This window comes from Corynebacterium timonense (assembly GCF_900105305.1).
In the GTDB taxonomy this organism is placed as follows: domain Bacteria; phylum Actinomycetota; class Actinomycetes; order Mycobacteriales; family Mycobacteriaceae; genus Corynebacterium; species Corynebacterium timonense.
The window spans coordinates 619,212-645,566 of record NZ_LT629765.1; the positions used below are offsets into that span (position 1 = coordinate 619,212).

A 26,355-nucleotide genomic window follows, 5' to 3' on the forward strand; every position below is an offset into this window, starting at 1 on the left:
GAAGGTCCACGTCACGCCGACGCAGTAGAAAGGTGCCCCCTATGTCCTCCATCGAGCAGGAAGTAGCCGGTTACTACGACAAGCTTCTCAAGCGCAACGCCGGTGAGCCCGAGTTTCACCAGGCCGTCGCCGAGGTCCTCGAGTCGCTGAAGATCGTCTTGGAGAAGGATCCGCACTACGCCGATTACGGGCTCATCGAACGTCTCTGCGAACCCGAGCGCCAGATCATCTTCCGCGTGCCGTGGATCGACGACAACAACGAGGTCCGCGTCAACCGCGGCTTCCGCGTCCAGTTCAATTCCGCACTCGGCCCCTACAAGGGCGGCCTGCGCTTCCACCCCTCGGTCAACCTCGGCATCATCAAGTTCCTCGGCTTCGAGCAAATCTTCAAGAACTCCCTGACCGGCCTGCCCATCGGCGGCGGTAAGGGCGGCTCCGACTTCGACCCGAAGGGCAAGTCCAACGCCGAGATCATGCGCTTTTGCCAGTCGTTCATGACGGAACTGTGGCGCCACATCGGCGAGTACCGCGACGTCCCCGCCGGCGACATCGGCGTCGGGGGGCGCGAGGTCGGTTTCCTTTTTGGCCAGTACCGCCGCCTCGCCAACAACCACGAGTCGGGCGTGCTCACCGGCAAAGGCCTGACCTGGGGCGGCTCCCTTGTGCGCACCGAGGCCACCGGCTACGGCTGCGTCTACTTCACCGACGAGATGATGAAGGCGCGCGGCGAGTCCCTCGACGGCGCGAAGGTCATCGTCTCCGGCTCGGGCAACGTGGCCATCTACGCCATCGAGAAGGCGCAGGAGCTGGGCGCGACCGTCGTCGGTTTCTCCGACTCTTCCGGCTGGGTGGAGACCCCGAGCGGTGTCGATGTCGAGCTGCTCAAGGACGTCAAGGAGGTCCGTCGCGAGCGCGTGTCCGCCTACGTCTCCGAGGCGCCGGGGGCAACCTTCCATGAGGACGGCTCCATCTGGAACCTCGAGGCGGACGTGGCCCTGCCGTGCGCCACCCAGAACGAGCTGAGCGGAGAGAACGCCCGCGCCCTCGTGGGCAACGGCGTGAAGTACGTCGCGGAGGGGGCGAACATGCCGTCGACGCCGGAGGCCGTTGAGGTCTTCCGCGAGAACAAGATCAGTTTCGGCCCGGGCAAGGCCGCCAACGCGGGCGGTGTGGCGACCTCCGCGCTGGAGATGCAGCAGAACGCCTCCCGCGACTCCTGGACCTTCGAGTACACGGACCAGCGCCTGCACCAGATCATGTCCAACATCTTCAAGGTGTCGAGCAACACGGCCGAGGAGTACGGCCGCTCGGGCGACTACGTCGTCGGCGCGAACATCGCCGGCTTCAAGAAGGTGGCGGACGCGATGCTGGCGCAGGGCGTGATCTAACGGCCGCGCCGCCACGTTTCGGGGGCGATGAGAACTAGGCTGGAGCACCATGTACCGCGTTTTTGAAGCCCTCGATGAACTCGTCCGCACCGTGGAGCAGGCCTACGGCGTGCCAATGACCTCCAACTGTATGGTCCCGCGCAACGACGTGCTTGCTCTCCTCGACGACATCCGCAACGCCCTGCCCGTTGAGGTCGACGACGCCCAGGACGTGTTGGACCAACAGGACGAGATCCTGCGCGGTGCGCAGGAGCGCGCGGACACCCTCGTTGCTGACGCCGAGGACGAGGCCGAGCGCATTATGCGTGACGTGCACAACCAGACGGAGAGCATGTTGTCCGACGCCCAGTCGCGTGCCGCCCACCTCGTCTCCACTGCGGAGGAGGACGCCGAGCGCACCGTCGCGCGGGCCCGAGAAGAGGCAGATCAGACCGTCGCCTCCGCGCGCGGCGAGGCGGACCGCCTCATCGACAACGGCAACCAGGAGTACGAGCGTGCCGTGGATGCGGGCCTGGCAGAACAGCAGCGCTTGGTCGGCGAGTCCGAGGTCATGCGCCGCGCGGACGAGGAAGCCCGCCGCCTTGTGGAGAACGCGCACGCGGACTCGTCGCGCCTGCGCGCCGAGTGCGACGACTACGTCGACTCCAAGCTCTCGGAGTTCGAGGAGTCGCTCAGCGCCGTTCTGCGCACCGTGTCCTCGGACCGCTCCGCGCTGCGCCGCGGCGCCGGCGCCTCCGGCGAGCGCTACGAGCGCCGCGACTACGGCCGCCGCCCGCGCTCCGGGCAGCCGCAGCGCGACGACAACGATTCTGATTACTAGCCAGATACCTCGCCGTATTACTAGCCGTATTACTAGCAGGCCCGTTTCGTTGTAGGGTAGTGGCTGTTATGGCTACCAATCCCTTTGTTTTCGACGTCGCCGAGGCCTTTGGCGGCGACGGAACGCCGGTCGTTTTTACGCAGGTGGGGCCGTCGCCCTCTCGCATCGGGCCCGAGATGATCGCGATTGCGGAGGGCAGCGACGTCACCGTGGAGGCCGTCGTGGTCCCCCTGGGATCAAGCGTGATGGTGGACGCCTCCGCGTCCGGCACCCTGTCCGGGGAGTGCGCCCGCTGCCTCGCCCCTCTTCACCCCCCGTTTCAGGCGAGCGTCACCGTGGTCTTCGCCGCCGACGGTGACGCCATCACCGGCGACCCGGAGAGCGAGGAGGACAAGGGCTCCGGCGACGAGGTCCCGGTGATGGAGGGCACCACGATCGACCTCGAGCAGGCGTTTGTGGACGAGCTGGGGATGAATCTGCCCTTCAACCCGACGTGCGAGCCCGAGTGCGCCGGAACCGACGTGCCCTCCCCGGACGGGGTCTCCGGCGAGGAGAACGACCTCGTCGACCCGCGCTGGGCTGGCCTGGAGAAGTTCCTGTGAGCCGCGGAACGAAGCGCTCCCGCAAGCGCCGCCCGTCCGGACCCGAGGCGTGGGAGGCGGCGTTCGACGCGGTCGACCACGCCCCGCTGCTCGAACGTCTCGGTGTGGAGCTCGAACCGGACATCCTCAAGCTCGCGCTGACGCACCGCTCGTTCGCCAACGAGCACGACAACCTGCCGAACAACGAGCGCCTCGAGTTCGTCGGCGACGCGGTGCTCGGCCTGTCCGTGGCCAACGAGCTGTTCGAGCGTTTCCCGTCGCGCCCCGAGTCGGACCTGTCGCCCATGCGATCGCGGGTGGTGTCGCGCTACGCGCTCGCCGACGTCGCCCGCGAGATTGACCTCGGCCCGCACCTGCTGTTGGGCAAGGGCGAGGAGACGACCGGGGGGCGCGACAAGGAGTCGATCCTCGCCGACACCACCGAGGCGGTGCTCGGCGCGATCTACCGCCAGCACGGTTTCGAGACCACCCGCGGTGTCATCCTGCGCATGTTCGCCCCCAAGCTGGACGCGGCGCAGCGCAGCCAGGACTGGAAAACGGTGCTGCAAGAACGCGTCGCGGAGCTCGGCGGGGGGCAGCCCGAATATCAGGCCACAGTGGAAGGCCCGGAGCACGAGCAGGTGTTTACCGCCCACGTGCTCATCGGCGGTAGCCCGCGGGGCACCGGCCGCGGGCAGAACAAGAAGACCGCGGAGCAAAACGCCGCGCGTGAGGCCGTGTTCTACCTTCGCGACCACCCCGAGGTCGTTGCCCTGGCGCGGGGGGAGTAGCCGGTGCCGGAGCTTCCCGAGGTCGAGGTCGTTCGCCGCGGCCTCGACGAGCACCTCGTCGGCCGCACCTTCGGCGCCGTCGAGGTCCTGCACCCGCGGGCCGTACGCGGCAACGACGTCGACCTCGCCGGGGTCCTCCCCGGGCTCACGGTCACCGGCACGGGCAGGCGAGGCAAGTTCATGTGGCTTACGCTCTCCGACGGCGCGGCACTCGTTGTCCACCTGCGCATGAGCGGGCAGATGCTCGTCGGCCAGCCGGGGCAGGTGGCGGGGCCGCATGTGCGCATTCGGGCGTCGATAAGCGAGCTCGAGCTCACCTTCGTGGACCAACGCACCTTCGGCTCGTGGCAGTACGCCGAGCTTGTCGACGACCCGCTCACCGCCTCCCCGCACCGCATTCCGGCGACGGTGACGCACGTGGCCCCCGACCCGTTCGAGGACGCCTTTGACCCCGTGGAGGCCGCGCGGCGCGTGCGGCGCAAGAAGTCCGCGATTAAGACGGTGCTGCTCGACCAGTCGGTCGTCAGCGGCATCGGCTCCATCTACGCCGACGAGGCGATGTGGGCCGCCGGGGTGAAGCCGACGCGGCGGGCGGCCTCGCTGCGCCAGCGCGACGCGGTGCGGCTGCTCACGGAGTCTCGCGCAGTGATGGCGCGCGCCCTCGAGCAGGGCGGGACGAGCTTTGATTCCCTCTACGTCAACGTCAACGGGGCGAGCGGGTACTTCTCGCGCTCGCTCAACGCCTATGGGCGGGCCGGTGCACCGTGCCGCGCGTGCGGGACTGAGATGCGCCGCGTGGTGGTCAACGGGCGCTCCAGCCACTACTGCCCAGCGTGCCAAACCGCGTAAGTGGTGCCGCCGCCGGTGTGGCGTTTTTGTGATCCGGGTCTAATATAAGCTAAATGGAACAGGCTACAGAGTTCGTCGATGGAACTCTCAACGGAATCATTTGGACCATCGTGCCGTGGCTCCTCGTCGGGGCGGGCCTTTACTTCGGCCTCCGCACGCTCTTCGTGCAGGTGCGGCTGCTGCCCGACATGTTTCGGTCGGTGACGGAAAAGCCCAAGGTCGTCGACAAAAAGGGACACGAGGTCGACACCGAGCACAAGGGCCTGTCGGCCTTCCAATCCTTCACCATTTCGGCGGCCTCGCGCGTGGGCACGGGCAACATCGCGGGCGTGGCGCTCGCCATCTCCGTCGGCGGGCCGGGCGCGGTGTTCTGGATGTGGATCCTCGCGCTCGTCGGCGGTGCCACCGCGTTCGTGGAATCCACGCTCGCGCAGGTGTGGAAATCGCGCGATCCGGACGGCCACTACTTCGGCGGCCCGGCGTTCTACATGACGCGCGGGCTCGGCTGGAAGCCCTTCGCCGTGATCTTCGCCGTCGCGCTGTCGTTCACCTACGGCTTTGTCTACAACGCCATCCAGACCAACTCCATCGTCGAGGCGGTCAGCGGCTCGCTTGACGACGACTCGAATACCCTCAAGCTCATCGTCGCCGTGGTGATCGCCGGGCTGACCGCCACGATTATCTTCGGCGGCGTCACCCGCATCGCCAGCGCCACCCAGCTCATCGTGCCCTTCATGGCGGGCGCGTACATCATCATCGGCCTCATCGTCGTTGTGCTCAACATCGACGAGGTCCCCGCGATGTTCTCCCTCATCGTCGGCCACGCGCTCGGCCTCAAGGAGGTCGCTGGCGCGACGGTGGGCATGGCTTTTGTGTGGGGCATGCGCCGCGGCCTGTTTTCCAACGAGGCCGGCCAGGGCTCCGCGCCGAACGCGGCCGCGACGGCGACGGTGTCCCACCCGGTGAAGCAGGGCCTCGTGCAGGCGCTCGGCGTCTACTTTGACACCCTGCTCGTGTGCTCGATCACCGCGTTCATCGTCCTGCTTGGCCCCGCGGTTACCTACGGCCGCGAGGACATCCAGGGCGCGGCCCTGACCCAGGCGGCGTTGGCGGATTCCATCGGCTCGTGGGGGGCGCACGTGCTCACCTTCATCCTGTTCTTCCTGGCGTTTTCCTCCGTCATTGGCAACTACTACTTGGCGCAGGCGAACATCGAGTACTTCACCGAGTCGAAGACCGTGATGACGATCTTCCGCTTCGGTGTCCTCGGCTTTGTCTTCTTCGGCGCCTTCGGCTCCGTACCGCTGGTGTGGGCGCTGGGGGACACGATGGCGGGCACCATGGCCATCATCAACATCATCGCCATCGTCCCGCTCGGCGGGGTGGCCATCAAGCTGCTGAAGAACTACAACGAGCAGCGCCGCCAGGGCGTCGACCCGGTCTTTTACCGCGACATGCTGCCCGAGCTGAAGAACGTCGAGGTGTGGGACGGCTCCGACCCCGCCGCGCGCCGCACGTGGCAGGACCGCCGCTCGCTGCGCGAGTTTTAGGGGGCGCACCCGGAGCACGCGGTTAGACTGGCGCCTATGCAGAACACGCGCATGACCGCATTCGTCCACGGGCACGTCCAGGGGGTGGGGTTTCGCTGGTGGACCCGCTCGCGCGCCCTCGAGCTCGGGCTGGCAGGCTACGCCAAGAACCTTGACGACGGCCGCGTGGAGGTCGTCGCCGAGGGTGCGCGGGGCGACGTCGAGAAGCTCCTTGAGCTCCTGCGGGAAGAGCCCTCGACCGCCGAGCGCCCCGGGCGGGTCGACACCGTGATCGAGCAGTACTCGCAGCCGCGCGGCGCGGAGGGCTTTGAGGAGCGGTAGGTCGTACGGGGCCAGCCTTTCCCCGACGAATCTTTCAAGCCGTTCCCCACGTGCCGGCGGAATAATTTGTGATGGTTCTTTGGATCGGACGAGAGGAGCCGCATGGCTGAGAAACCGCACCTCATCTTTCTGCACGGGGTGGGGAAAGGCGACCCGGACGAGAAGTGGCGCCAGGGTTTGCTCCAGGGGCTCGAGGTTGCGGGGTATCCGGGCCTGGAGGGGGTGCGAGTGATCGCCCCGCGCTACGCGCTCGAGCTCAAGGGGGCGGGCCCCAATCAGAAGCTTCCGCCGGTGACCATTCGCACACCGAAGAGTGAGCGCCCACGGCTTCGCCGGGAGTTTGAGGCGCGAACGTCGGCCATGGAAGCGCGGCTGGCGCGCCACCGCGGAGGCCCCGGATTAGCTGCTGCCGAGATGGTCGTCGACTTCGCTGCAGCTTCCCCGTTTTTTCGGCAGGCCAAGAACTACGTCACCGATAGGGATGTGAGAGCCCAAGTGCTCAGCCGCATCTTGGAGCAGATGCCGCACTCGGGGCGAGCGGTTCTCGTAGCCCACAGCCTCGGAACCGTGATTGCAGCGGATCTCATCAGACGACTCCCTCTGGGGCTGGAGGTCGTTGGTGTGGTGACTGCCGGTAGCCCGCTGGCGAGTGGAAGTTTCAAGACCGACTTTCTTCGGGAGGACTTGATTGACCCGCCGCAGAACGCGGGGTGGTGGGTCAATTTATGGAGCAACCGAGATCCGGTAACCGCGTTGCGTGGAGTTTCGTCCGTGTTCCCGTGGCTCCTCGACCTCCATGTTGCAAACCCGATCAATCCTGCAGCGGCCCACGCAGCGAGCGCGTATTTGTCCTCGGAAATAGCCGGGGCGGCAATTGGCTACGGCCTTTTTGGTTCGAGGACCAAGGACATCGTTCTTGCTCAACGCGACGTTGTCGTTCCACTTGATGAGGCTGAAGAGATTGCACTCCAGGGTCTCCGGTACGCGCACCTGATCAAGAACAATTTGGCGGGCGACGTAAGCGAGAGGTTCCGGGCGGCGCTGCGCCACGTACAAGGCGACATTGTGGAGGACTTCAAGCAGCGGGCGCGGATGCAGCCGCGACCTCTGCACCCCTTGATCGCGGCCCTTGATTTCGACGCGGCCGACCCGGAGGCACAGGTTCCACAACCCGATCATGCCCACCACGTCAGTAAAGAGGCCGTTCTGGCTCGTCTTGTCGCGCTCGCACAGCGGAGCCCGATCGAGCCCTTCGAGATTGAGGTGGATCGCGACATTCGCCAGGCTGCGCTGAAAGAGCTCACCGCAGAAATGGGCCTCGGCAGTTTTCTCGGAGAGCAAGTATTCGATGCTCTGAAGACCGCAGAAAGGGCGCTCCCCGGACGGGCACGGACTAATTGGATTAAGTGGAGCGTGCTTGGAGCGGGATTCACCGTCTTCGCTATTGGCACTGCCGGACTCGCGCTTGCCCCAGCTGCCGGTGTCGCAGGCGCAGCGGCTGTGACGAGCGCCCTTGCTTCTTTCGGACCCGGTGGGATGATTGGCGGGTTGGTGAGTGCGGGTTCATTGGTCTCCGCAGGAGTTGGAGGAATCGCGGTCGGAGTGATGAGCCCCGCCAATACCTCCGGATCCGTGGAGACCCTCATCGCGAGCCAGCTGACGTTGCTGATTCTCCGGCAACGCAACGGATTGGACGTCGGCGGGGATATCTGGGCGATGTGGAAGGATTCTGAGATGGCGCTGGTCCGTGAAATCAATCGAGTATCCGAGATCTCCGACGAGAAGGCCGCGTCCGTCGTTGAATTACAGAAAAAGCTTGAGGCGGTTCAAGCGGCAATGACGTACGCGCTCGGCCACGGACTGGCTCCCACGAATCCCATCGACGAAGCGGAGGCGTCACAGCGACCCAAGCGTCGGCTAAAGGTGCTCGAGCGATAGCAAATGAAAGTCTTGGAAGCCACACTCCGGACGGACTCGACAGCCGAGGTGGGAGAACCCGTGGAGTTTTCGGGTGGAGGCACCCGTTGTCCACGCCATCGCCTCATCTCCGGCGGTGTGCGATGAACCCGCTAAAATCACCCCAATGCACCTGAAATCGTTGACGCTCAAGGGCTTCAAGTCCTTTGCCTCGGCGACGACGATGAAGTTCGAACCCGGCATCTGCGCCGTCGTCGGGCCGAACGGCTCGGGCAAATCGAATGTCGTCGACGCGCTTGCCTGGGTGATGGGGGAGCAGGGGGCGAAGAACCTGCGCGGGGGGAAGATGGAGGACGTCATCTTCGCCGGCGCCGGGGGGCGCAAACCGCTGGGGCGCGCCGAGGTGACGCTGACCTTCGACAACTCGGATCAGCACCTGCCGATCGACTACACGGAGGTGGCGATCACCCGCCGGATGTTCCGCGACGGCGCCTCCGAGTACGAGATCAACGGGGCCAAGGCCCGCCTGATGGACATCCAGGAGCTGCTCTCGGACTCCGGTATCGGCCGCGAGATGCACATTATCGTCGGCCAGGGCAAGCTCTCCGAGATCCTCGAATCCCGCCCCGAGGAGCGCCGCGCGTTCATCGAGGAGGCCGCGGGCGTGCTCAAGCATCGCCGCCGCAAGGAGAAGGCGCAGCGCAAGCTGGCGGGCATGCAAGGCAACCTGGACCGCCTCCAGGACCTCACTGAGGAGCTGGGCGCGCAGCTCACACCCCTGGCTCGCCAGGCGGAGGCCGCCACACGCGCGGCGACGGTGCAGGCCACGCTTCGCGACGCCCGCCTCGCCCTCGCCGGGGACCAGGTGGTGGCCCTTCGCGCCTTATGCGAGGACGCCACGCGTGCCGCCGACGCGCTCCAGGAGCAGGTGCGCGCGGTCACGGCCGCGCTGGAGGAGGCCACGGCGGCCCAGGATTCCGTCGAGGAGCAGCTCGGGGCCGTGCAGCCGCAGGCGGAGGAGGCGCAGCAGGTGTGGTTCGAGCTGTCGACGCTGCTCGAGCGCGCCGGCGCGACCGTGCGCGTGGCCGCCGAGCGCGCCAGCAACGCAGGGGCGGACACTGCCTACCACGGCCAGGACCCCGAGGACCTGCTGGCCCGCGCCGCCCACGCCGATGAGCAGTACGCAGCCGCCGTCGAGGAGGCGGAGGAGGCCGCCGAGCGCCTCGAGACGGCCCGCGAGGAGGTCGAGGCGCTGCAGGAGACCTTCGACGACGCGGAGCGCGAGCACATGGCGCAGGTGCGTGCCATCGCGGACCGTCGCGAGGGCGTGGTGCGCCTGCTCGCGCAGGAGGAATCGCAGCAGCGCGCCGTCGCCGCCGCGGAGGAGGAGGCCGCGCGGCTGGGCGAGGCGCTCGCCGAGACCCGCGACCGCGCCCTGACCGCCCGCCGAGAGGAGGCCGAGGTGTCCGGCACGCTCTCCGGAATCGAGGCGGAGCGCGCACCCCTGGAGGAGGAACGCCGTCGCGCCGCGGCGGAGTCCGAGGACGCCGAGACACGCCTGGAGGAGCTGCGGGCCGCCCAGCGTGAGCGCGAGCGGGCCGTGTTTACGCTGGAGTCGCGCATTTCCACCCTGCGGGAACAGGCGCCGAAGACGGCCGCCACGGAGGTCCTGGGGAATGGCTTTGGCCCGCTCGCGGACGCCCTCACCGCGCGCGACGGCACCTCGGTGGCGCTGGCCGCGGCGCTGGGGGCGCACGCCGAGGCCCTCGTCGGTGCGGGCGACGTGGTGGGCAGGCTCGCCGACGCCGAGCGCACCGTTGTTGTGGACCCCGCCGGCGGTGCCTCCTGGCGCCTGGACACTGACCAGCGCGTCGACTGGCTTCTCGACCACGTCGACATCGCGCCCGAGGTCACGGGCGCCGTGACGCGACTGCTTGTCGACGTCGCCCTCGCCGCCACCCCCGCCGACGCGCGCCGCCTCGTCGCCGCCGACCCGCGCCTGCGCGCCGTCACCCGCGAGGGCGTCCTCGTCGGCGAGGGCTGGGTCGCCGCCGGTTCCGGGAGCGCGAGCACCGTCGAGCTCAGCGCCGAGATCGGCCGCGCGGCAGAGGAGCTCGCCGCCGCCCGCGCCGCCCTCGAGGAGCTCGGCGGCACCCTCGAGGGGGCGAGCCTCGCGGCGGACGAAGCGCGCGTGGCCGCCGCGGGAGCGACGTCCGCGCTGCGCGAGCACGACGCGAACCTCGAGGCGTGGCGCCGCGACCACCGGCGCCTCACCGCGCAGGTGGAGGCCAACGAGGCCGAGTACGCCCGCGCCCGCGAGCGAGCCCACCAGGCGGAGTCCCGCCTGGTGGGCCTGCGCGAGGAGCTAGCGCAGACGAGGGACCGGGTTGCGCGCGTCGAGGACGCCGGCAGCCCCCAGGAGCCGTCCACCGCCGCGCGCGACGCAGCCGCGGAGGCGCTCAACCAGGCGAAGGCGATCCAGATGGAGGCCACGCTGGGCCTACGCTCGGCGCAGCAGGCGGCCGACGCGGTCGCCGGGCGGGGCGACGCGCTACGCCGCCAGGCCGACAACGAGCGGCAGGCGAAGGCTCGCCACGATGCCGCGGTGGCGGCCCGGCGCGCTCAGGCGGAGCTCGCCGGGGTGGTCGCCTCCCGCGCCCGCGACGTCGTCGCCCGCGCGGAGTCCGCCCTCGAGCGCGCCGCCCGTGAGCGCGACGCGCTCACCGCCGAGGTGGCCTCCCTGCGCGCGAGAGGGCAGCAGGCCCGGGCTGAGGTCACGTCCACGCGCCAGCAGCTCGAGCGGCTCACCGACCGCGCACACGCCGCCGATATCGCCCGCTCGCAGGCCCAGGTGCGCATCGACGAAGCCGAGGCGAAGATCACCGAATCCCTCGGCATCGCCATCCCCGACCTGCTGGCCGGCTATGCTCCGGCGCCCGACTTCGACCGCGAAGCGGAGACACAGCGCCTGGCCGAGGCTGAAAAGGACCTGCGCTCCTTGGGCAAGGTCAACCCGCTGGCGCTGGAGGAGTACAAGGCCCTCGAGGAGCGCTACAGCTTCCTGTCTACGCAGCTTGACGACGTCCTCCGCGCGCGCCGGGACCTCACCGGCGTGATTGAGGACATCGACGCTCAGATTCTCCAGCTGTTCACCGACGCCTGGCGTGACGTGGAGGCCGAGTTCCCCGCGGTGTTCCACACCCTCTTCCCGGGCGGCGAGGCCCGCCTCGTGCTCACCGAGCCCGACGACATGCTCGCCACGGGCATTGAGATCGAGGCGCGCCCGCCCGGCAAGCGGGTCAAGCGCCTGTCGCTACTGTCGGGCGGGGAAAAGTCGCTCACGGCGCTGGCCTTTCTCGTGGCCATTTTCCGCGCCCGCCCCAGCCCTTTCTACGTGCTCGACGAGGTCGAGGCCGCGCTTGACGACGTCAACCTCCGCCGCCTCATCGCCCTGCTCGAAGAGCTACGCCGCGACTCCCAGCTTCTGGTGATTACGCACCAGAAGCCGACGATGGACGTGGCCAACGTGCTGTACGGCGTGACCATGCGCGGCGACGGCGTCACGCGGGTCATCTCTCAGCGCATGAGTCCCGCTGGCGCGGCACCCGACAGTGCGGGGAAGTAGCCACGGGGCGCGGGCATTGCTGGCACTATGGACGCCATGGATACAACGACCATAGTGTGGATCATCATTGCGGTCGTGGCGATTGTCCTGCTCATCGCGGGACTGGTCGTCGCGGGTAACCGCCGGAAGAAGACGAAGACCGTCTCCTTTGACAAGGTGGAAGAGCCCAAGGAGCTGACCCAGCAGGAGAAGTCCGGCAACTACCAGGCCAAGGGCGGGTTTAATTTTGCTCAGGCCGATGCGCAGCCCGACCTGGTGCGCCGCGATGGCAGCTCCGCCAGCGGTTCGACCGCGGCCGCTGCGGGAGGCGCCGCCGCGGCGAGCCACAGTGACCCGGAGCCCCCGGCTCCCGACGCCCCAGTCGTCGAGGCCGCCGCGCCACCCACCCCGCCCGAGGCCGACCCCGAGACCGACCCGGTCAGCCAGCCCGAGCAGCAGGTGGAGATGACCCACGACACCGTGGATTTTGTCGAGTCGACGGACCCTGAAGCAACTGAGCCTGAAGCCGCTCAACCCGAAGCGCCGGCAGCGCCGGCGGCGGAGCCAGCGGACGAACCCGCTGAGGAGTCCGGAGAGCCGAATGAGCCGGGGGAGACGCTTGAGCAGCTCGTCGATAAGCAGCGCGACGTCGAAAAGGAAGCCGAGGAAGCGGCAGCGGCCGCGGCCGTGACCGCCGAGGTCGCTGAGGAAGCGCGACAGGACGGCGCGGTGGCGTCCGAGGACGCCATCATCACAGATCACGAGCCGAGCGATGAGCTCGACGAGATCGCCCCGGCGGCGGGGCGCATCGGCAAGCTCCGCGGGAGGCTGTCGCGCTCGCAGAACGCGATCGGGCAGGGGCTGCTCGGCATCCTCACCGCCGGTGACCTCGACGAGGACGCCTGGGAGGAGATCGAGGACACGCTCATCATGGCGGACCTTGGCGCGAACCTGACCATGAAGGTCACCGACAGCTTGCGCTCGAAGATCGCCGAGCGGGGCGTGTCCAGCGAGGCCGAAGCCCGCGCCATGCTGCGCGAAACGCTCATTGAGGCGGCGCGGCCCGAGATGGATCGCTCGCTCAAGGCTATGCCTAACGACGGCAAACCCGCCGTCATCGTCATCGTGGGCGTCAACGGCACCGGGAAGACGACCACGACCGGTAAGCTTGCGCGCGTGCTCGTGTCCCTCGGCCACTCCGTCGTTCTCGGCGCGGCCGACACCTTCCGCGCGGCGGCCGCGGACCAGCTGGAGACCTGGGGCCGCCGCGTCGGCGCGACCACGGTGCGCGGCAAGGAGGGCGCCGATCCGGCATCCGTCGCCTACGACGCCGTCGCCACGGGCGTGGACCAGGGCGCCGACGTGGTTCTCGTGGACACCGCGGGCCGCCTGCACACCTCCACTGGTCTGATGGACCAGCTGGGCAAGGTCAAGCGCGTGGTGGAGAAGAAGACTCGCGTTGACGAGGTGCTTCTCGTGCTCGACGCCACGGTCGGCCAAAACGGCATCACACAGGCGCGCGTCTTCCGCGACGTCGTGGATATCACCGGTGTCGTCCTCACGAAGCTTGACGGCACCGCGAAGGGTGGCATCGTCTTCCAGGTGCAGGAGGAACTCGGTGTTCCCGTCAAGCTCGTCGGCCTCGGCGAGGGGGCGGACGACCTCGCCCCGTTCGAGGTGGAGAGCTTCGTCGACGCCCTTTTGGGGTAGGGCGCGCAGGCGCGAAACATGCGCGGCCCCGCGAGTGCGCGGGGCCGCGTTGTCGTGGGTGGGGTCGGGTCAGGACACTGCGCCGACGGCGCGGCAGTACAAGCGGTATGTGAAACGCGTCTCAATAGCACGACAGGTATTCCGTGGGGTTTCCCGTCGCTTTACGATGTGCTTGTCATTTCAATCGAATGACAGGTAGATATCGAAAGAGGGTGATGGATGTGACTGCGGAACATGTCGCAGCGGCATCGGGAAACGCGAGCTGGGTTCTCGTGTCGGCGAGCATGGTATTGCTCATGACTCCGGCGTTGGCGCTGTTCTACGGCGGGATGTCGTCCCGGCGCAGCGTGCTCAACATGATGATGATGTCGTTTACCGCGCTGGGGGTTGTCGCGGTGGTCTACGTGCTCTGGGGGTGGTCCATGTCGTACGGCACCCACTCCTTCGGAGGCGTTGTGGCCAACCCGTTCGAGCACCTCGGGCTGCGCGGCTCCATTACAAACGCGGACGGTAGCTACGTGGAGGGTTCTCACGGTTACGCGGCCGTCATCGACATCTGCTTCCAGCTCACCTTCGCGGCGATCTCGGTGGCGATCATCTCGGGTGCACTTGCCAGCCGCGTCAAGATCGGCTCGTGGATCATCTTCGCCGCGGCGTGGTCGACGCTGGTCTACTTCCCGCTGGCCCACATGGTGTGGGGCGGGGGCCTGCTCAGCCACGCCGAGAGGTCCATCGCAGCATGGATGTACGGTACGCACGGCGGCGAGGCCCGAATCGCCCCCATCGACTTTGCGGGCGGGACCGTCGTCCACATCTCCGCGGGCGTGGCTGCGCTGGTCCTCGCGCTCGTCGTCGGGCGCCGCGAGGGATTCCCCGCATCCAACGCGCGGCCGCACAATCTTCCGCTGGTCATGCTGGGAGCCGCGTTGCTGTGGTTCGGCTGGTTCGGCTTCAATGGCGGTTCCGCCCTCGCAGCCGACGGGCTCGCCGGCCTAGCCTGGCTGAACACCACCGCCGCGGCGGCGGCCGCCATGCTCGGCTGGCTGGGCGTCGAAAAGTGGCGCGACGGCTACGCTACCTCGCTCGGGGCTTCCTCGGGCATCGTCGCAGGGCTGGTGGCTATCACGCCCGCTGCGGGGGCGTTGACCCCGGCGACCTCGCTCCTGCTCGGCGCCGTCGGCGGGGTACTCGCTTGCTGCGGGGTCGGGCTGAAATACAGGCTCAATATCGACGACTCGCTCGACGTCGTCGGAGTCCACCTCGTCGCAGGCGTGTGGGGGACCATCGGCCTGGCATTCTTCTCCCGCGGCACGGGGTTGTTCACAGGCGGGGGTGCCGACGGGTGGCGCCTGCTTGCGGTCCAGACGGTGATCGCACTGGCGGCCATGCTGTTCGCCGGTGTGCTGACCTACTTCATCGCGGTGCTTATCAAGCACACGGTCGGCTGGCGCGTGACCCGCGAGCAGGAGTTCGAAGGTATCGACTACTCCGTCCACCGTGAGACCGGTTACGACGTCGGCGGCTCGGGGATGCGCACCGGGATCGTTTTTCCGGCGGAGTTAACCCCACCAAGCACAGGCCACCCGTCACACGGCAGGGGGGAGAAACCCCGTGCCGAACAGGCCCGTGCCGACAAGGCTGTGACAGCATGAGCCGGCTCGTTGTGACACCCGGAGAACGCACGACGCGGCGTTGTCGGTCGAACACCGTACAGAAAGAAAGGAGCGGGCGATGAAACTCATCACCGCAGTGGTCAAGCCGTTCACTGTCAGCGACATCCGCGAGGCCCTCGCTGCGATCGGGGTACACGGGATCACCGTGACGGATGCCCAGGGGGCGGGGCGCCAGATCGCCGCAGTGGAGTACTACCGCGGCGCAAAATTCTCCTCGGCGTTCGTCGCCAAAGCAAAGGTCGAGGTCCTCGTCGCTGACCGTGACGTCGAAAAGGCGCTCGAGGCCGTTGTCGAAGCGGCCTACACCGGAGAGGTCGGCGACGGAAAAGTGTGGGTCAGCGAGGTCAGCAGAGTCATCCGGGTGCGCACCGGGGAGACGGGTGAGGACGCGATCTGACGGGGCGATCTGAGCGCGCTGCGTCGGGCGCGGATGTGTCTGTCTGTCCACCCACGCGCTAGGCTGTAGCGAGTTCAATAAACGCTTGTTGATCAACCTAGCAACGCAGCAAAGGGGAGTGCCCACCGTGTTCGAGTCTCTGTCCGACCGCCTACAAACAGCCTTGGGGGGCCTGCGCGGCAAGGGCAAGCTCACCGAAGCGGACATCAACGCCACGGCCCGCGAGATCCGCCTCGCGCTGCTCGAGGCCGACGTTTCCCTGCCGGTAGTGCGAGCCTTTATCAAGCGCGTCAAGGAGCGTGCACTCGGCGCCGACGTCTCCGCCGCGCTGAACCCGGCGCAGCAGGTGATCAAGATCGTCGACGAGGAACTCACCGCCATCCTTGGCGGCGAAACCCGCCGCCTCACACTGGCGAAGAACCCGCCGACTGTCATCATGCTCGCCGGCCTCCAGGGTGCGGGTAAGACCACGCTCGCCGGAAAGCTGGCGAACCACCTCTCCAAGCAGGGCCACACGCCGTTGCTCGTGGCCTGCGACCTGCAGCGCCCGGGCGCTGTGCAACAGCTCCAGATCGTGGGCGAGCGCGCCAAGGTCACCACCTTCGCCCCGGACCCCGGCACGTCGACCGACTCGTACGGGCACGAGATGGGCACCTCGCACGGCGACCCGGTGGACGTCGCGAAGCGAGGCGTCGAGTACGCACGCCAGAATAAACACGACGTGGTCATCATCGATACCGCCGGCCGTCTCGGCATTGACGAAACCCTGATGACGCAGGCGCGCAACATTCGCGACGCCGTGGACCCCGACGAGGTCCTGTTCGTCATCGACGCCATGATCGGCCAGGACGCCGTCACCACCGCCCAAGCCTTCGCCGAGGGCGTGGATTTTACGGGCGTCGCGCTGACGAAGCTCGACGGCGACGCGCGCGGCGGCGCCGCCCTGTCCATTCGTGAGGTGACCGGCACGCCAATCCTGTTCGCCTCCACCGGCGAGAAGCTCGACGACTTCGACGTCTTCCACCCCGAGCGCATGTCCAGCCGCATCCTCGGCATGGGCGACCTGCTGACCCTTATCGAGCAGGCAGAGACCGTCTTTGACGAGCAGGAAGCCGAGAAAGCCGCCCAGCGCCTCGGCTCTGGTGAGCTGACCCTCGAGGACTTCCTCAACCATTTGCTGATGATCCGGCGTATGGGCCCAATCGGCAACCTGCTCAAGATGATGCCCGGCGGCAACGCCATGAACGAGATGGCCGACATGGTCGACGAAAAGCAGCTCGACCGCATCCAGGCGATCATCCGCGGCATGACCCCCGCCGAGCGCGACGACCCGAAGATCTTGAACGCCTCGCGCCGCAAGCGCATCGCCAACGGCTCGGGAGTCACCGTCTCCGAGGTGAACCAGCTGGTGGAGCGCTTCTTCGCGGCGAAGAAGATGATGGGGCAAATGGCCAGCCAGTTCGGTATGCCGGGGATGCCCGGTGTGGGAGGCGGGCGTTCCGCAACGAAAAAGAAGCCCAAGGGGCGCAAGACAAAGAGCGGCAAGCGCAAGCCGCCGAAGCGCCGCGGCGGCATGCCGGGCGGGATGCCGGGCATGCCCGGCATGCCCGACCCCAGCGAGCTGAAGAAGCTCCAAGGACAGATGCCCCCGGGATGGAGGGCATCGACCTGAATAACCTGGACTTCGACCAGGCGATGAAGAACCTCGGCAAGAAGCGGAAGTAGCCCGCTCTACTGCGCCGAGGCGCCCTCCTCGTCGTAGTTCACCCCGAGCTCGTCGAAGACGGGCTCGATGGCCATCCACAAAAGCGGCGCCAGAGACAAGGCGTAGGCGTTAGAGATGTGGTTTTGGTCCCGGTAGACGGTGACGTTGCCGATTGCCGGCAGGCACAGGTCCTCGGGGCAGTACCAGTGAGAGGTGTCCACGCTCCACTGGTTGTCGGCGCCGTCGAGGTGCTCCGCGGCGGGGTCGACGTCCTCGTAGGCCGCCTCCCGCGGCATCGAGCACTCCTCAATGCTGCCGCCGCTGGCCAGGCACAGGTTCGGGTCCAGCCGCTCGCCGCTGGGATCGAACATCCAGGGGTTGTCACGCAGCCCCAGGAACGGGATGCCTGCATCGGCCAAGATGCCCCACACTTCGAGGTAGCTGTCGGGCACGTGGTCGACGCTCATCTCCGCGCCGCCGGCGCTACCCTCCGGGCGTGTCGACGTCGAAATGACGAGGTCCGGCTGCATGTCGACGATCTCGGCCATGACGTTTTGGGACCATTCCGTGCACTCGTCGGAGACCACCGCGTCGTCGTAGTCGACCACGATGGGGCACTCCTGCCGGATGAAGGGGACGAACTTGAAGCCATACTCCTTGCCCAAGACATCGAGGGGGATGCCGAGGGGTTCGACGTGCGAGCCGCCGGCGAGGACGATCGTCGTCTCCGCGTCCTCGTCGCCGTAGACGCAATCGGAGTGCGGCATGGCGTCGGGGGCGTCCCCGATGAACAGCATGCACCCGTCATTCGCGATGGGCGGGAAAATGCTGGAGACAATGCTCGGGTCCGGCATCGGTGGGGCCTCCGGCGCCTCCGCGCCGAGGAACACCAGGGCGCCTGGGTAGCGGATGACGTCGAGGGGCTCGTCAGCGTTGTCAATCTGGCTCGCCCAATAGGGCTGGACCGCGAGAACGCCCGCGCTGAGAGCGGCAACGACAACGCCACCGGTGGCGCGCGTCGCCCCGGGGCGTGTGCGCAGCGCCGCCCACCCGGTGCGGAGGCGGTTCTCGTCCGCCTTCGGGCGTTTGGCGTGCTGGCGCAGCGGCTTCTCCACCAGCTGGTGCGTCATGTGAGCAAGGCCCAGGGACACCGCGATGACAATGAGACCGATCCACCACGGCGGGGTGTCGTTGCCGCTGAACACGGTCAGGATGATCAGCAGCGGCCAGTGCCACAGGTACAGTGCGTAGGCGGTTTCGCCGAGCCACCGAGCGGGGCGCGAGGAGAGGACGGACGAAACCGGGTTCGAGCTGTCGCTCAGGATCACCAGGGCTGCGCCCGCCAGCGGAAGCAGTGCCAGCGGGCCCGGGAACGCGAGAGCGTCCGCGATGACCACGCCGGTGATCGCGATAGCTACGACGCCAAGACCAGCCGTGAACCCCGAGACGCGGTGCGGAATCCGCACACTCGGGGGCAGCAGTGCGAGCAACCCGCCCAGGGTGAGCTCCCAGGCGCGGGAGAAGGTGGAGTAGTAGTTGTCGCCAGTACCGAAGAAACCGTGGCGTGATGCCCACGCGAACGAGGCGACCGTAATGACCGACAGCACCGCGACCGCGAGCCAGCGGGTCGCCTCCCGGCTGAGCACGCGGCGCGAACACAGCGCGGCGAGCAGGACGCCGAAGAGGATGGCGGCCAGGTAGAACTGGCCTTGCACGCTCATCGACCACAGGTGCTGCAGCGGCGAGGTGTCTTGGCTGGCGGCGGCGTAGTCCGCTTCCTGCCACGCGAGCTCCCAGTTTTGGTAGTAGAGCAGCGAGGCGGTGAACTGTCGGGCCAGCTCGACGTCCATGAGCCCCGGGGTGAGCGTCAGCACGAGTACCGCCGTCACCGCGATGACCAGCGCCAAGGCGGGAAGGAGACGGCGGATGGTGCGCCAGATCGGCCACCACGGGTTCAGGTTCGGGTTGGGTCGCAGCGCGTAGCGCAGCTGCGAGCCCAGGAAAAAGTACCCTGATAAGAGAAGGAAGACGTCGACACCGCCGGACACGCGGCCCACAAAGATGTGGAAGAGGACAACGAGGGCAATAGCGAAGCCTCGCAGACCGTCGAGGTCGTAGCGGTAGTTCGTGGACCGCTTCTGCGGAGTTGATCCACCCATGAACAATCTCGATTCTGTCTGGTGTGCAGTGCGTGGAGCATGCGTGGGCGCGTCCCTGCAGCGGGGGCCGCAACAGGCAACCTACTGACCATACCCATGCGGCTCCGACGATAGTTAATCCAGCGGCGTGCTCACGCGCCGCGGCGCGGCGGCGATTTGGGCAAACACAGAGGTGCCCGGTACTGTGTAGGCGGTTGTAGGGTCGCGCCGCGGAGTCGGCCCAGCAGCATAAAAATCATACTGCGTCAGCGTCGGACCCGTCCTTGTCTGGTCGGCCGGCCGGTCACGCGCAGGGTAAAGAAGAAGGGTTGAACCGGCCCGTCGACAAGCGGCGGGTGTCTGAACTGCCCGGTGACTGAAAGAAGGAACTTTCATGGCTGTCAAGATCAAGCTTCAGCGTCTCGGCAAGATCCGCAACGCTCAGTACCGCGTCGTCGTCGCCGACGCCCGCACCCGCCGCGATGGCCGGGTCATCGAGAACATCGGCATCTACCACCCGAAGGAAGAGCCCTCGCTGATCCGCATCGACTCCGAGCGCGCCCAGTACTGGCTCGGCGTCGGCGCTCAGCCGACCGAGCCCGTCCTTGCCCTGCTCAAGGTGACCGGCGACTGGCAGAAGCACAAGGGCCTGGAGGGTGCCGAGGGTACCCTGAAGGTGGCCGAGGAGAAGCCGTCCAAGCTTGAGCTGTTCAACAAGGCCCTCGAGGAGGCCAACAACGGCCCGTCTGCCGAGGCCATCACCGAGAAGCGCAAGAAGGCCAAGGAGGAGGCGGAGGCCAAGGCCGCTGCCGAGGCCGAGGCTGCTGCCGCCGCTGAGGCTGCTGAGGCCGAGGCTGAGGCTGAGTCCGGCGACGCCGAGGCGTCCGAGGAGAACTAAGACAAAAGCCTCTCTCAGACGCTGCACCCGCGCACCGTATCGTGCGCGGGTTTTTCTTTGAGGTTTCAGGACGTTGGCGGAGAGTTAACCCTGTCGCTCTACGAAGATGAAAGCCATCCACTCTCTAAGCGGCAATCGTTCGATACCGTTCCCCATACGATGCGTGTGTGCTCGGCGTACACTGCGCCGCAGGTACTGCGACGGGGCCCGAGCCCCGGAAACAGACGCACCCGAGGCTGACGGGCAAGTGACCGGCGCTCGAGAACCCAGTCAACGGCCGTGACGAGTAGACGATGACCGTGGTCAGGTACTTGTTCGCCCCGTGTGCAATGTGAAAATGAGTGATGGCTCCGGCGGAGACCACAGTGGATGCTTATGCTGTGTGCTTCCGTTTCGGCAGGTCAGGGAAGTTTGAGGCCATCGCGTTCGACCATGTTGCCCGTAACCCGAGCCTCGTGGTGTCGCCGAACAAGTCCATTTGACGCATCAGACTCGCTACCCGCTAGTGGCTGACGTGCGCTCCAGAAAATGCGCGTTGGGAATCGTCATCCACAGCGTCGGTAGCGGCGGCGACACGTGTGGCACCGTAGCAGCCGTCTTTTTGTGCGACGAGGATCGTGATCCGTGCGCCGAGAACCGCGTCATCGATGGGGAGCTGCCGGTGGGCAGAAGCGACGTGGCTCCACGCGTCGTGGGAGGATCGATTGATGGTTAGGGCCTCGCACAACCGCCTCACCTCAGAGGAGTCTCGCTGCTCATCAACGCATCGGAAGCGGATCATCGAGTCGTCTCTTCCGCACAATATTCTGCCGTCAGACGCAGACTATCCCGCTGTCACGGGTTTTGACGCTCTCCCAGTCCAAGACTCGAATGCGTTCAAAACCGGTGAGTTTCTCGTGGGTGCGGCGGTGACGGATGGCCGCGAAAACAGGGTCAGCGAACTTTTCGCCGACCGCGGTGGTTTTCGTGCCAGCGCCGGACATGTTTAACCGGGGGCACAACGTGCTGCCGATTGGCCGGGAGATCTTCCGCGATCGAGAAGAGAATCACATACGGGTCGATTCGTAGACGGCCACCGTGCCACGCTTGAGTTTTTGGTGGGGAATAGGTGCTCGAGGGAATCGGTCCTCACTTTCCCTGCGGGATGCTGGTTTCAGCGCGTGTATATCTCATTCACGTGGAGAACTTCTCGAAAGACGCGCGGCCAGGAAAGCGCCGACGCTCAAAAGTGCTAAGACCACAAACCCCGTAACTCGCATTACCGAGGGCGAAACGAACAAACCTGGCACTAGGAGGATTGCCCCGGCGGCAAGGACCATTCCAAGAAAAGTTGAAAGAGCTTTCATTACAGAATCACCTCTTGCGCGAGACTACAACGTGAAGCACTCTACGATGGCACCGATGTCGGCGGACCCGACCACCGCGATTCCGCCTACACATGCGGCACAGATTGTGAAGCCAACAGACTCGGCGGTGCACGCGCCCACGCACGTAGAAGTAATCAGCCCAGCTATTGTGGCGTTAACACCAAGTATTGCCCCAATGCATGCGACTTTACTTCCCCATCCATATAACTCTGGGCTGTTGGGGGCCGCAACAGGCGCGGTCGAATGTGCTTCGAGTATCTCACCATCGACATAGTCGACCTCAGTGGTTTCGTCTTTGACCTTTTTCCCGTTCTGGAAAACCTCGACTTTGAACTTTCCGTCTCTACTCTCGGAGTGCAGCGTCTCCGAGCGCGTTACAGGAGTATCTGTATCCGAGGGTCAAACGCAGCCGTCACTAGCGTGGCTGTTGATTCAACTACACGTTTCATACAACCCTCTCCTCAAAGCTCTCGATGCAGGCTGAGTGCCTGGTAGGGACGCTACAACTCAATCGGCGTGGCCTCAATGCCATGGCCGGAAGTGTGTACGAAAGTAGATTCAACCGGCTTTGTGGGCCGGAGGTTGCACGTCCCGCCTCGCCCGGTCCCATCCATTGATAAAAAGGCGGCGGAGAACTGCGCCACGATGCGCGCCGGTAAGCTCAGTGGCCATGAAGGTGCAAGTGGGCCGTGTCATTAAGTCGCATGGGATTCGGGGCGAAGTTGTTGTGGATGTGATGACGGACGCGCCGGACGTGCGCTACGCGGATGGCGCCGAGCTCAATGGAACCCAGGCTGGCAGGGAACGAAAGCTCACAGTGGAGTCCTCCCGGCCCCACAAGGGTCGCCTTCTGGTGAAGTTCCGCGAGGTCCCTGACCGAAACGAGGCGGACAGTCTCCGCGGTATGCAGTTCTTCGCCGCCCCGCTCGAGCGCGAGGAGGACTCCGAGGAGTACTACGACCACGAGCTGATCGGACTGAAGGTGGTCCACGAGGGCACGCAGGTCGGCGAGGTTACCGGGGTGATGGACGCCCCGAACCGGAAGATCCTTGAGATCGACTACGAGGGCCGCGAGGTGCTCGTCCCCTTTGTCATGGACTTCGTTCCCGAGATCGACCTCGATGCGGGCGCCCTGACCATCACGCCGCCCGAGGGGCTGCTGGATGTCTAGCCCACGGCTGCGCTTGGACGTCATCACCATTTTCCCGGAGTACCTCGAGCCGCTGCGCCACGCGCTGCTCGGCAAGGCGATCGAGCAGGGCATCGTTGAGGTCGGGGTCCACGACTTGCGAGACTGGGCCACCGGCAACCACAAGTCCGTCGACGCGCCACCGCTCGGCGGCGGCCCCGGAATGGTGATGAAGCCCGAGGTGTGGGGGCCCGCGCTTGACGACGTCGCCGCGGGCCGCCCCGGCCGCCACCGTGATCTGGCCTCTGCCGCGCCCCACCGCAACGACCGGCCGCGCCACGACGACGTCGCCGCCGTCGTGCCCCGCCCGTACGCCGCTGCGAACGGAGAGGACCGCGCCACGCCCCTCCTCCTCGTGCCCACCCCGGCCGGCGCGCCGTTCACGCAGGCGGACGCCCGGGCGTGGTCGCGCGAGGAGCACATCGTCGTCGCCTGCGGCCGCTACGAAGGCATCGACCAGCGCGTGTTCGAGGACGCGGAGAAGCGCTATCGGGTGCGCGAGGTCTCCATCGGCGACTACGTGCTCATTGGCGGCGAGGCCGCGGCGCTCGTCATCGCCGAGGCAGTCACCCGGCTCATCCCCGGTGTCCTGGGCAACACGGAAAGCCACGAGGAGGACAGCTTCTCCGACGGGTTGTTGGAAGGCCCCTCGTACACCAGGCCGCGTTCCTGGCGCGGGCTCGACGCCCCGGCGGTTCTCTTCTCCGGAGACCACGTCAAGGTGCGGCGGTGGCGGCGCGACCAGTCGCTGCTGCGTACCCGCCGGGTGCGCCCGGAGCTTCTGGACGCCGTCGAGCTCGACGAGGACGACGTCTTCGCGCTGGACGGCAGGGCGGTGGAAACGACGGTGCGCGGCGAGGTGGCGCGCCAGGGGGGCGTCGAAAAGCGAATGCGGCGCGCGCTGCGCAACGCCGGCTACCGCGACCCCGAGGTCACCCTCGGGGAGGGCGAGGTGACGGTCCGCGGGCGCACGGCGCTCAGCCCCGAGGAGGCGACGCGCGCCGTGGCCCAGGCGGCCGGGCTGCGGGGGCAGTGGGAGGGGCAGACGCGGGAGGTCGGCTAAAGTTACGCCAATGGCATTCATCGCAGAGACCATCGCGACAGAACTTGGGGTAGCGTCGACGCAGGTAAGCGCCGCGCTCGAGCTGCTCGCCGCCGGCAACACCGTCCCCTTCGTCTCCCGCTACCGCAAGGAGGCCACCGGCGGGCTCGACGACGCGCAGTTGCGCCACATCGAGGAGCGCAACGCGTACCTCACCGAGCTCGCGGAGCGCAAGGAGGCGGTGCTCGCGGCGATCGAGGAGCAGGGCGCGCTTACCGACGCGCTGCGTCGCGAGATCACCGAGGCAGAAACGAAGGCCCGCGTCGAGGACCTCTACCTGCCCTTCAAGAAGCGCCGCACAACGAAGGCCGACATCGCGCGCGAGGCCGGGCTCGAGGAGCTCACGCAGTTGCTTGTCGACGACCCCTCCGCCGACCCGGAGGCCCTCGCCAGCCGCTTCACCACCGAGGGCTTCGCCGATGTGAAGGCCGCCCTCGACGGCGCGCGCGCCATCCTCGTCGACCGCTTCACCACGGACGCCGACCTGGTCGGCGAGGTGCGCGAGCGCTTCTACGCCACGGGCACCATGCGCTCCGCGCCGGTCGAGGGCAAGGAAACCGAGGGCGCGAAGTTCCGCGACTACTTCGACTTCTCCGAGCCGTTTGCCACCCTGCCCAGCCACCGCATCCTCGCCCTGCTGCGCGGGGAAGCCGAGGGCGTGCTCACACTGACGCTCGATCCGGGCGAGGACGCGCTCTACGAGGGGATGATTGCGCAGCGCTTCGACCTCGACGTGCACTCCAGCGCCTGGCTGGCCAAGGCGGTGCGCTGGGGCTGGCGCACGAAGCTGCAGGTCTCGTCCACCCTGGACACCCGCACCCGCCTGCGCGACAAGGCCGAGCAGGGCGCGCTCGAGGTGTTTCGCACGAACCTGCGCGACGTGCTGCTCGCGGCGCCGGCGGGGCAGCGGGCCACGCTCGCGCTCGACCCCGGCTACCGCAACGGGGTCAAATGCGCTGTTGTCGACGGCACGGGCAAAGTGCTCGCCACCACCATCGTCTACCCGCACCAGCCGCAGAACCGCTGGTCCGAGGCCGTCTCGGAGCTGTCGACGCTGGCGGCGACCCACGGCGTGGAACTGATCGCGGTGGGCAACGGCACGGCGTCTCGCGAATCCGAGAAGCTCGCGGGCGAGATCGCGGACCTCATCGCCGAGGCGGGCGGGGCTAGGCCGACGCCCGTCGTCGTGTCCGAGTCGGGGGCCTCGGTCTACTCCGCCTCCGAGATCGCGGCCGCCGAGTTTCCCGACATGGACGTCTCGCTGCGCTCCGCGGTCTCCATCGCGCGCCGCCTGCAGGACCCGCTCGCGGAGCTGGTCAAGGTTGACCCGAAGTCGATCGGGGTGGGGCAGTACCAGCACGACGTCAACCAGGCTGCCCTCGCGAGCACCCTCGACAATGTGGTCGAAGACGCCGTGAACTCCGTCGGAGTGGACCTCAACACCGCGTCCGTGCCGCTCCTCGAGCGCGTTTCCGGGGTCACGCCGACCATTGCGAAAAACATCGTGGACTACCGCGACGAGAAGGGCTCGTTCGGCTCCCGCGCGGAGCTGACCAAGGTGGCGCGCCTGGGGCCGAAGGCCTTCGAGCAGGCGGCGGGCTTTTTGCGGATCCGCGGCGGGGACAACCCGCTCGACGCCTCGGCCGTGCATCCCGAGGCCTACCCGGTGGTCGAGCGCATCGCCGCCGCCACCGGCTGCGCGACCGCCGCGCTGATTGGCAACTCCGCCGTTCTCGCGCGGCTGAACCCGCAGCAGTTCGCCGACGACACCTTCGGCGTGCCCACGGTCACCGACATCATCGCCGAGCTGGACAAACCCGGCCGCGATCCGCGCCCCGAGTTCGTGACCGCAACCTTTAAGGAGGGGGTGAACACGGTGGCGGACCTGACCCCGGGCATGATCCTCGAGGGCACCGTCACCAACGTCGCCGCCTTCGGCGCCTTCGTCGACGTGGGCGTGCATCAGGACGGCCTCGTGCACGTCTCCGCGATGAGCAAGCGCTTCGTCGCCGACCCGCACGAGGTGGTGCGCTCCGGGCAGGTGGTCACGGTGAAGGTCCTCGACGTCGACGTCGAGCGCCAGCGCATCGGCCTGAGCCTGCGGCTTGACGACGACCCCTCTGCGCCCCGCCGCTCCAGAGGCGCGGAGAAGAAGAAGCACGGGAAAAATCCGAGGAAGGCGCCCCGGGGGCGCGGTGAAGCAACCGGCTCGATGGCGGAGGCGTTGAAGAAGGCGGGATTTGGTAACTGACCGGCGCTTCTGTAACATTGCTCGGGTTGTTGTAGGAGACATGAACCAGCCGAGCGCCCCGGACGGGGAAACGCCGCTAGGGTCCTCTGTCCTTAAACGAAAAG

The 26,355-nt window shown here is 67.1% G+C and carries 17 protein-coding genes and 1 pseudogene; 17 read left to right on the forward strand and 1 reads right to left on the reverse strand.

Annotated features, from left to right (window positions below; translation table 11 throughout):
- Positions 1-41 precede the first annotated feature (41 nt).
- The 13 genes and pseudogenes from gdhA to ffh all read left to right on the forward strand — a co-directional run bounded on the left by gdhA (position 42) and on the right by ffh (position 17,326).
- Positions 42-1,388 (forward strand): NADP-specific glutamate dehydrogenase, encoded by a 1,347-nt coding sequence (gene gdhA / locus BLT81_RS03025; protein ID WP_019193029.1) that lies wholly within the window; start codon positions 42-44, stop codon positions 1,386-1,388.
- Between the two features lie 49 nt (positions 1,389-1,437).
- Complete coding sequence (locus tag BLT81_RS03030; RefSeq protein WP_019193028.1) at positions 1,438-2,208, forward strand: DivIVA domain-containing protein; 771 nt, start codon at positions 1,438-1,440, stop codon at positions 2,206-2,208.
- 68 nt (positions 2,209-2,276) lie between these two features.
- Positions 2,277-2,810 carry a YceD family protein gene (locus tag BLT81_RS03035; protein WP_019193027.1) on the forward strand — a complete coding sequence of 178 codons (534 nt, stop codon included), beginning with the start codon at positions 2,277-2,279 and terminating at the stop codon, positions 2,808-2,810.
- Positions 2,807-3,580, forward strand: coding sequence for a ribonuclease III (gene rnc, locus BLT81_RS03040; RefSeq protein WP_019193026.1), 774 nt, complete (start codon positions 2,807-2,809; stop codon positions 3,578-3,580). The genes BLT81_RS03035 and rnc overlap by 4 nt, the downstream gene beginning before the upstream one ends.
- A 3-nt stretch (positions 3,581-3,583) precedes the next feature.
- Positions 3,584-4,429, forward strand: a complete 846-nt coding sequence (mutM, locus tag BLT81_RS03045) for a bifunctional DNA-formamidopyrimidine glycosylase/DNA-(apurinic or apyrimidinic site) lyase (RefSeq protein WP_019193025.1) — start codon at positions 3,584-3,586, stop codon at positions 4,427-4,429.
- A gap of 53 nt (positions 4,430-4,482) precedes the next feature.
- Entirely contained in the window at positions 4,483-5,979 is a 1,497-nt protein-coding gene (locus BLT81_RS03050) for an alanine/glycine:cation symporter family protein (protein WP_019193024.1), read from the forward strand.
- 36 nt (positions 5,980-6,015) lie between these two features.
- Entirely contained in the window at positions 6,016-6,300 is a 285-nt protein-coding gene (locus tag BLT81_RS03055; protein WP_019193023.1) for an acylphosphatase, read from the forward strand.
- A 102-nt stretch (positions 6,301-6,402) separates the two neighbouring features.
- Positions 6,403-8,238, forward strand: a complete 1,836-nt coding sequence (locus BLT81_RS03060) for a hypothetical protein (protein ID WP_019193022.1) — start codon at positions 6,403-6,405, stop codon at positions 8,236-8,238.
- A 145-nt stretch (positions 8,239-8,383) separates the two neighbouring features.
- Positions 8,384-11,842: a chromosome segregation protein SMC gene (gene smc / locus BLT81_RS03065; RefSeq protein WP_019193021.1), complete on the forward strand. Its 3,459-nt coding sequence runs from the start codon at positions 8,384-8,386 to the stop codon at positions 11,840-11,842.
- 36 nt (positions 11,843-11,878) lie between these two features.
- The gene (ftsY, locus tag BLT81_RS03070; RefSeq protein WP_040420763.1) at positions 11,879-13,531 is read left to right on the forward strand and encodes a signal recognition particle-docking protein FtsY; all 1,653 of its coding nucleotides are present in this window, start codon (positions 11,879-11,881) and stop codon (positions 13,529-13,531) included.
- A 215-nt stretch (positions 13,532-13,746) separates the two neighbouring features.
- A complete protein-coding gene (locus BLT81_RS03075; RefSeq protein ID WP_081582807.1) occupies positions 13,747-15,183 on the forward strand; it encodes an ammonium transporter in 1,437 nt (478 codons plus the stop codon).
- A gap of 79 nt (positions 15,184-15,262) precedes the next feature.
- On the forward strand, positions 15,263-15,601 hold the full coding sequence (locus BLT81_RS03080; protein WP_019193018.1) for a P-II family nitrogen regulator: 339 nt from the start codon (positions 15,263-15,265) through the stop codon (positions 15,599-15,601).
- 127 nt (positions 15,602-15,728) lie between these two features.
- Positions 15,729-17,326, forward strand: a pseudogene (gene ffh, locus BLT81_RS03085) (signal recognition particle protein).
- A gap of 6 nt (positions 17,327-17,332) precedes the next feature.
- Here ffh and BLT81_RS03090 read toward each other — a convergent pair.
- Positions 17,333-19,465, reverse strand: coding sequence for an acyltransferase family protein (locus BLT81_RS03090; RefSeq protein WP_019193016.1), 2,133 nt, complete (start codon positions 19,463-19,465; stop codon positions 17,333-17,335).
- A gap of 373 nt (positions 19,466-19,838) precedes the next feature.
- Between BLT81_RS03090 and rpsP the strand changes: the two genes are divergently transcribed.
- From rpsP to BLT81_RS03115, 4 genes are all read left to right on the forward strand, one after another.
- Positions 19,839-20,342 (forward strand): 30S ribosomal protein S16, encoded by a 504-nt coding sequence (rpsP, locus tag BLT81_RS03095; RefSeq protein WP_019193015.1) that lies wholly within the window; start codon positions 19,839-19,841, stop codon positions 20,340-20,342.
- Between the two features lie 2,031 nt (positions 20,343-22,373).
- Positions 22,374-22,880 (forward strand): ribosome maturation factor RimM, encoded by a 507-nt coding sequence (rimM, locus tag BLT81_RS03105; RefSeq protein ID WP_172812369.1) that lies wholly within the window; start codon positions 22,374-22,376, stop codon positions 22,878-22,880.
- Positions 22,873-23,961, forward strand: coding sequence for a tRNA (guanosine(37)-N1)-methyltransferase TrmD (trmD, locus tag BLT81_RS03110; protein WP_040420632.1), 1,089 nt, complete (start codon positions 22,873-22,875; stop codon positions 23,959-23,961). Before rimM ends, trmD begins: the two co-directional genes overlap by 8 nt.
- Positions 23,962-23,971: 10 nt before the next feature.
- A complete protein-coding gene (locus BLT81_RS03115; RefSeq protein WP_019193011.1) occupies positions 23,972-26,251 on the forward strand; it encodes a Tex family protein in 2,280 nt (759 codons plus the stop codon).
- Positions 26,252-26,355 lie beyond the last annotated feature (104 nt).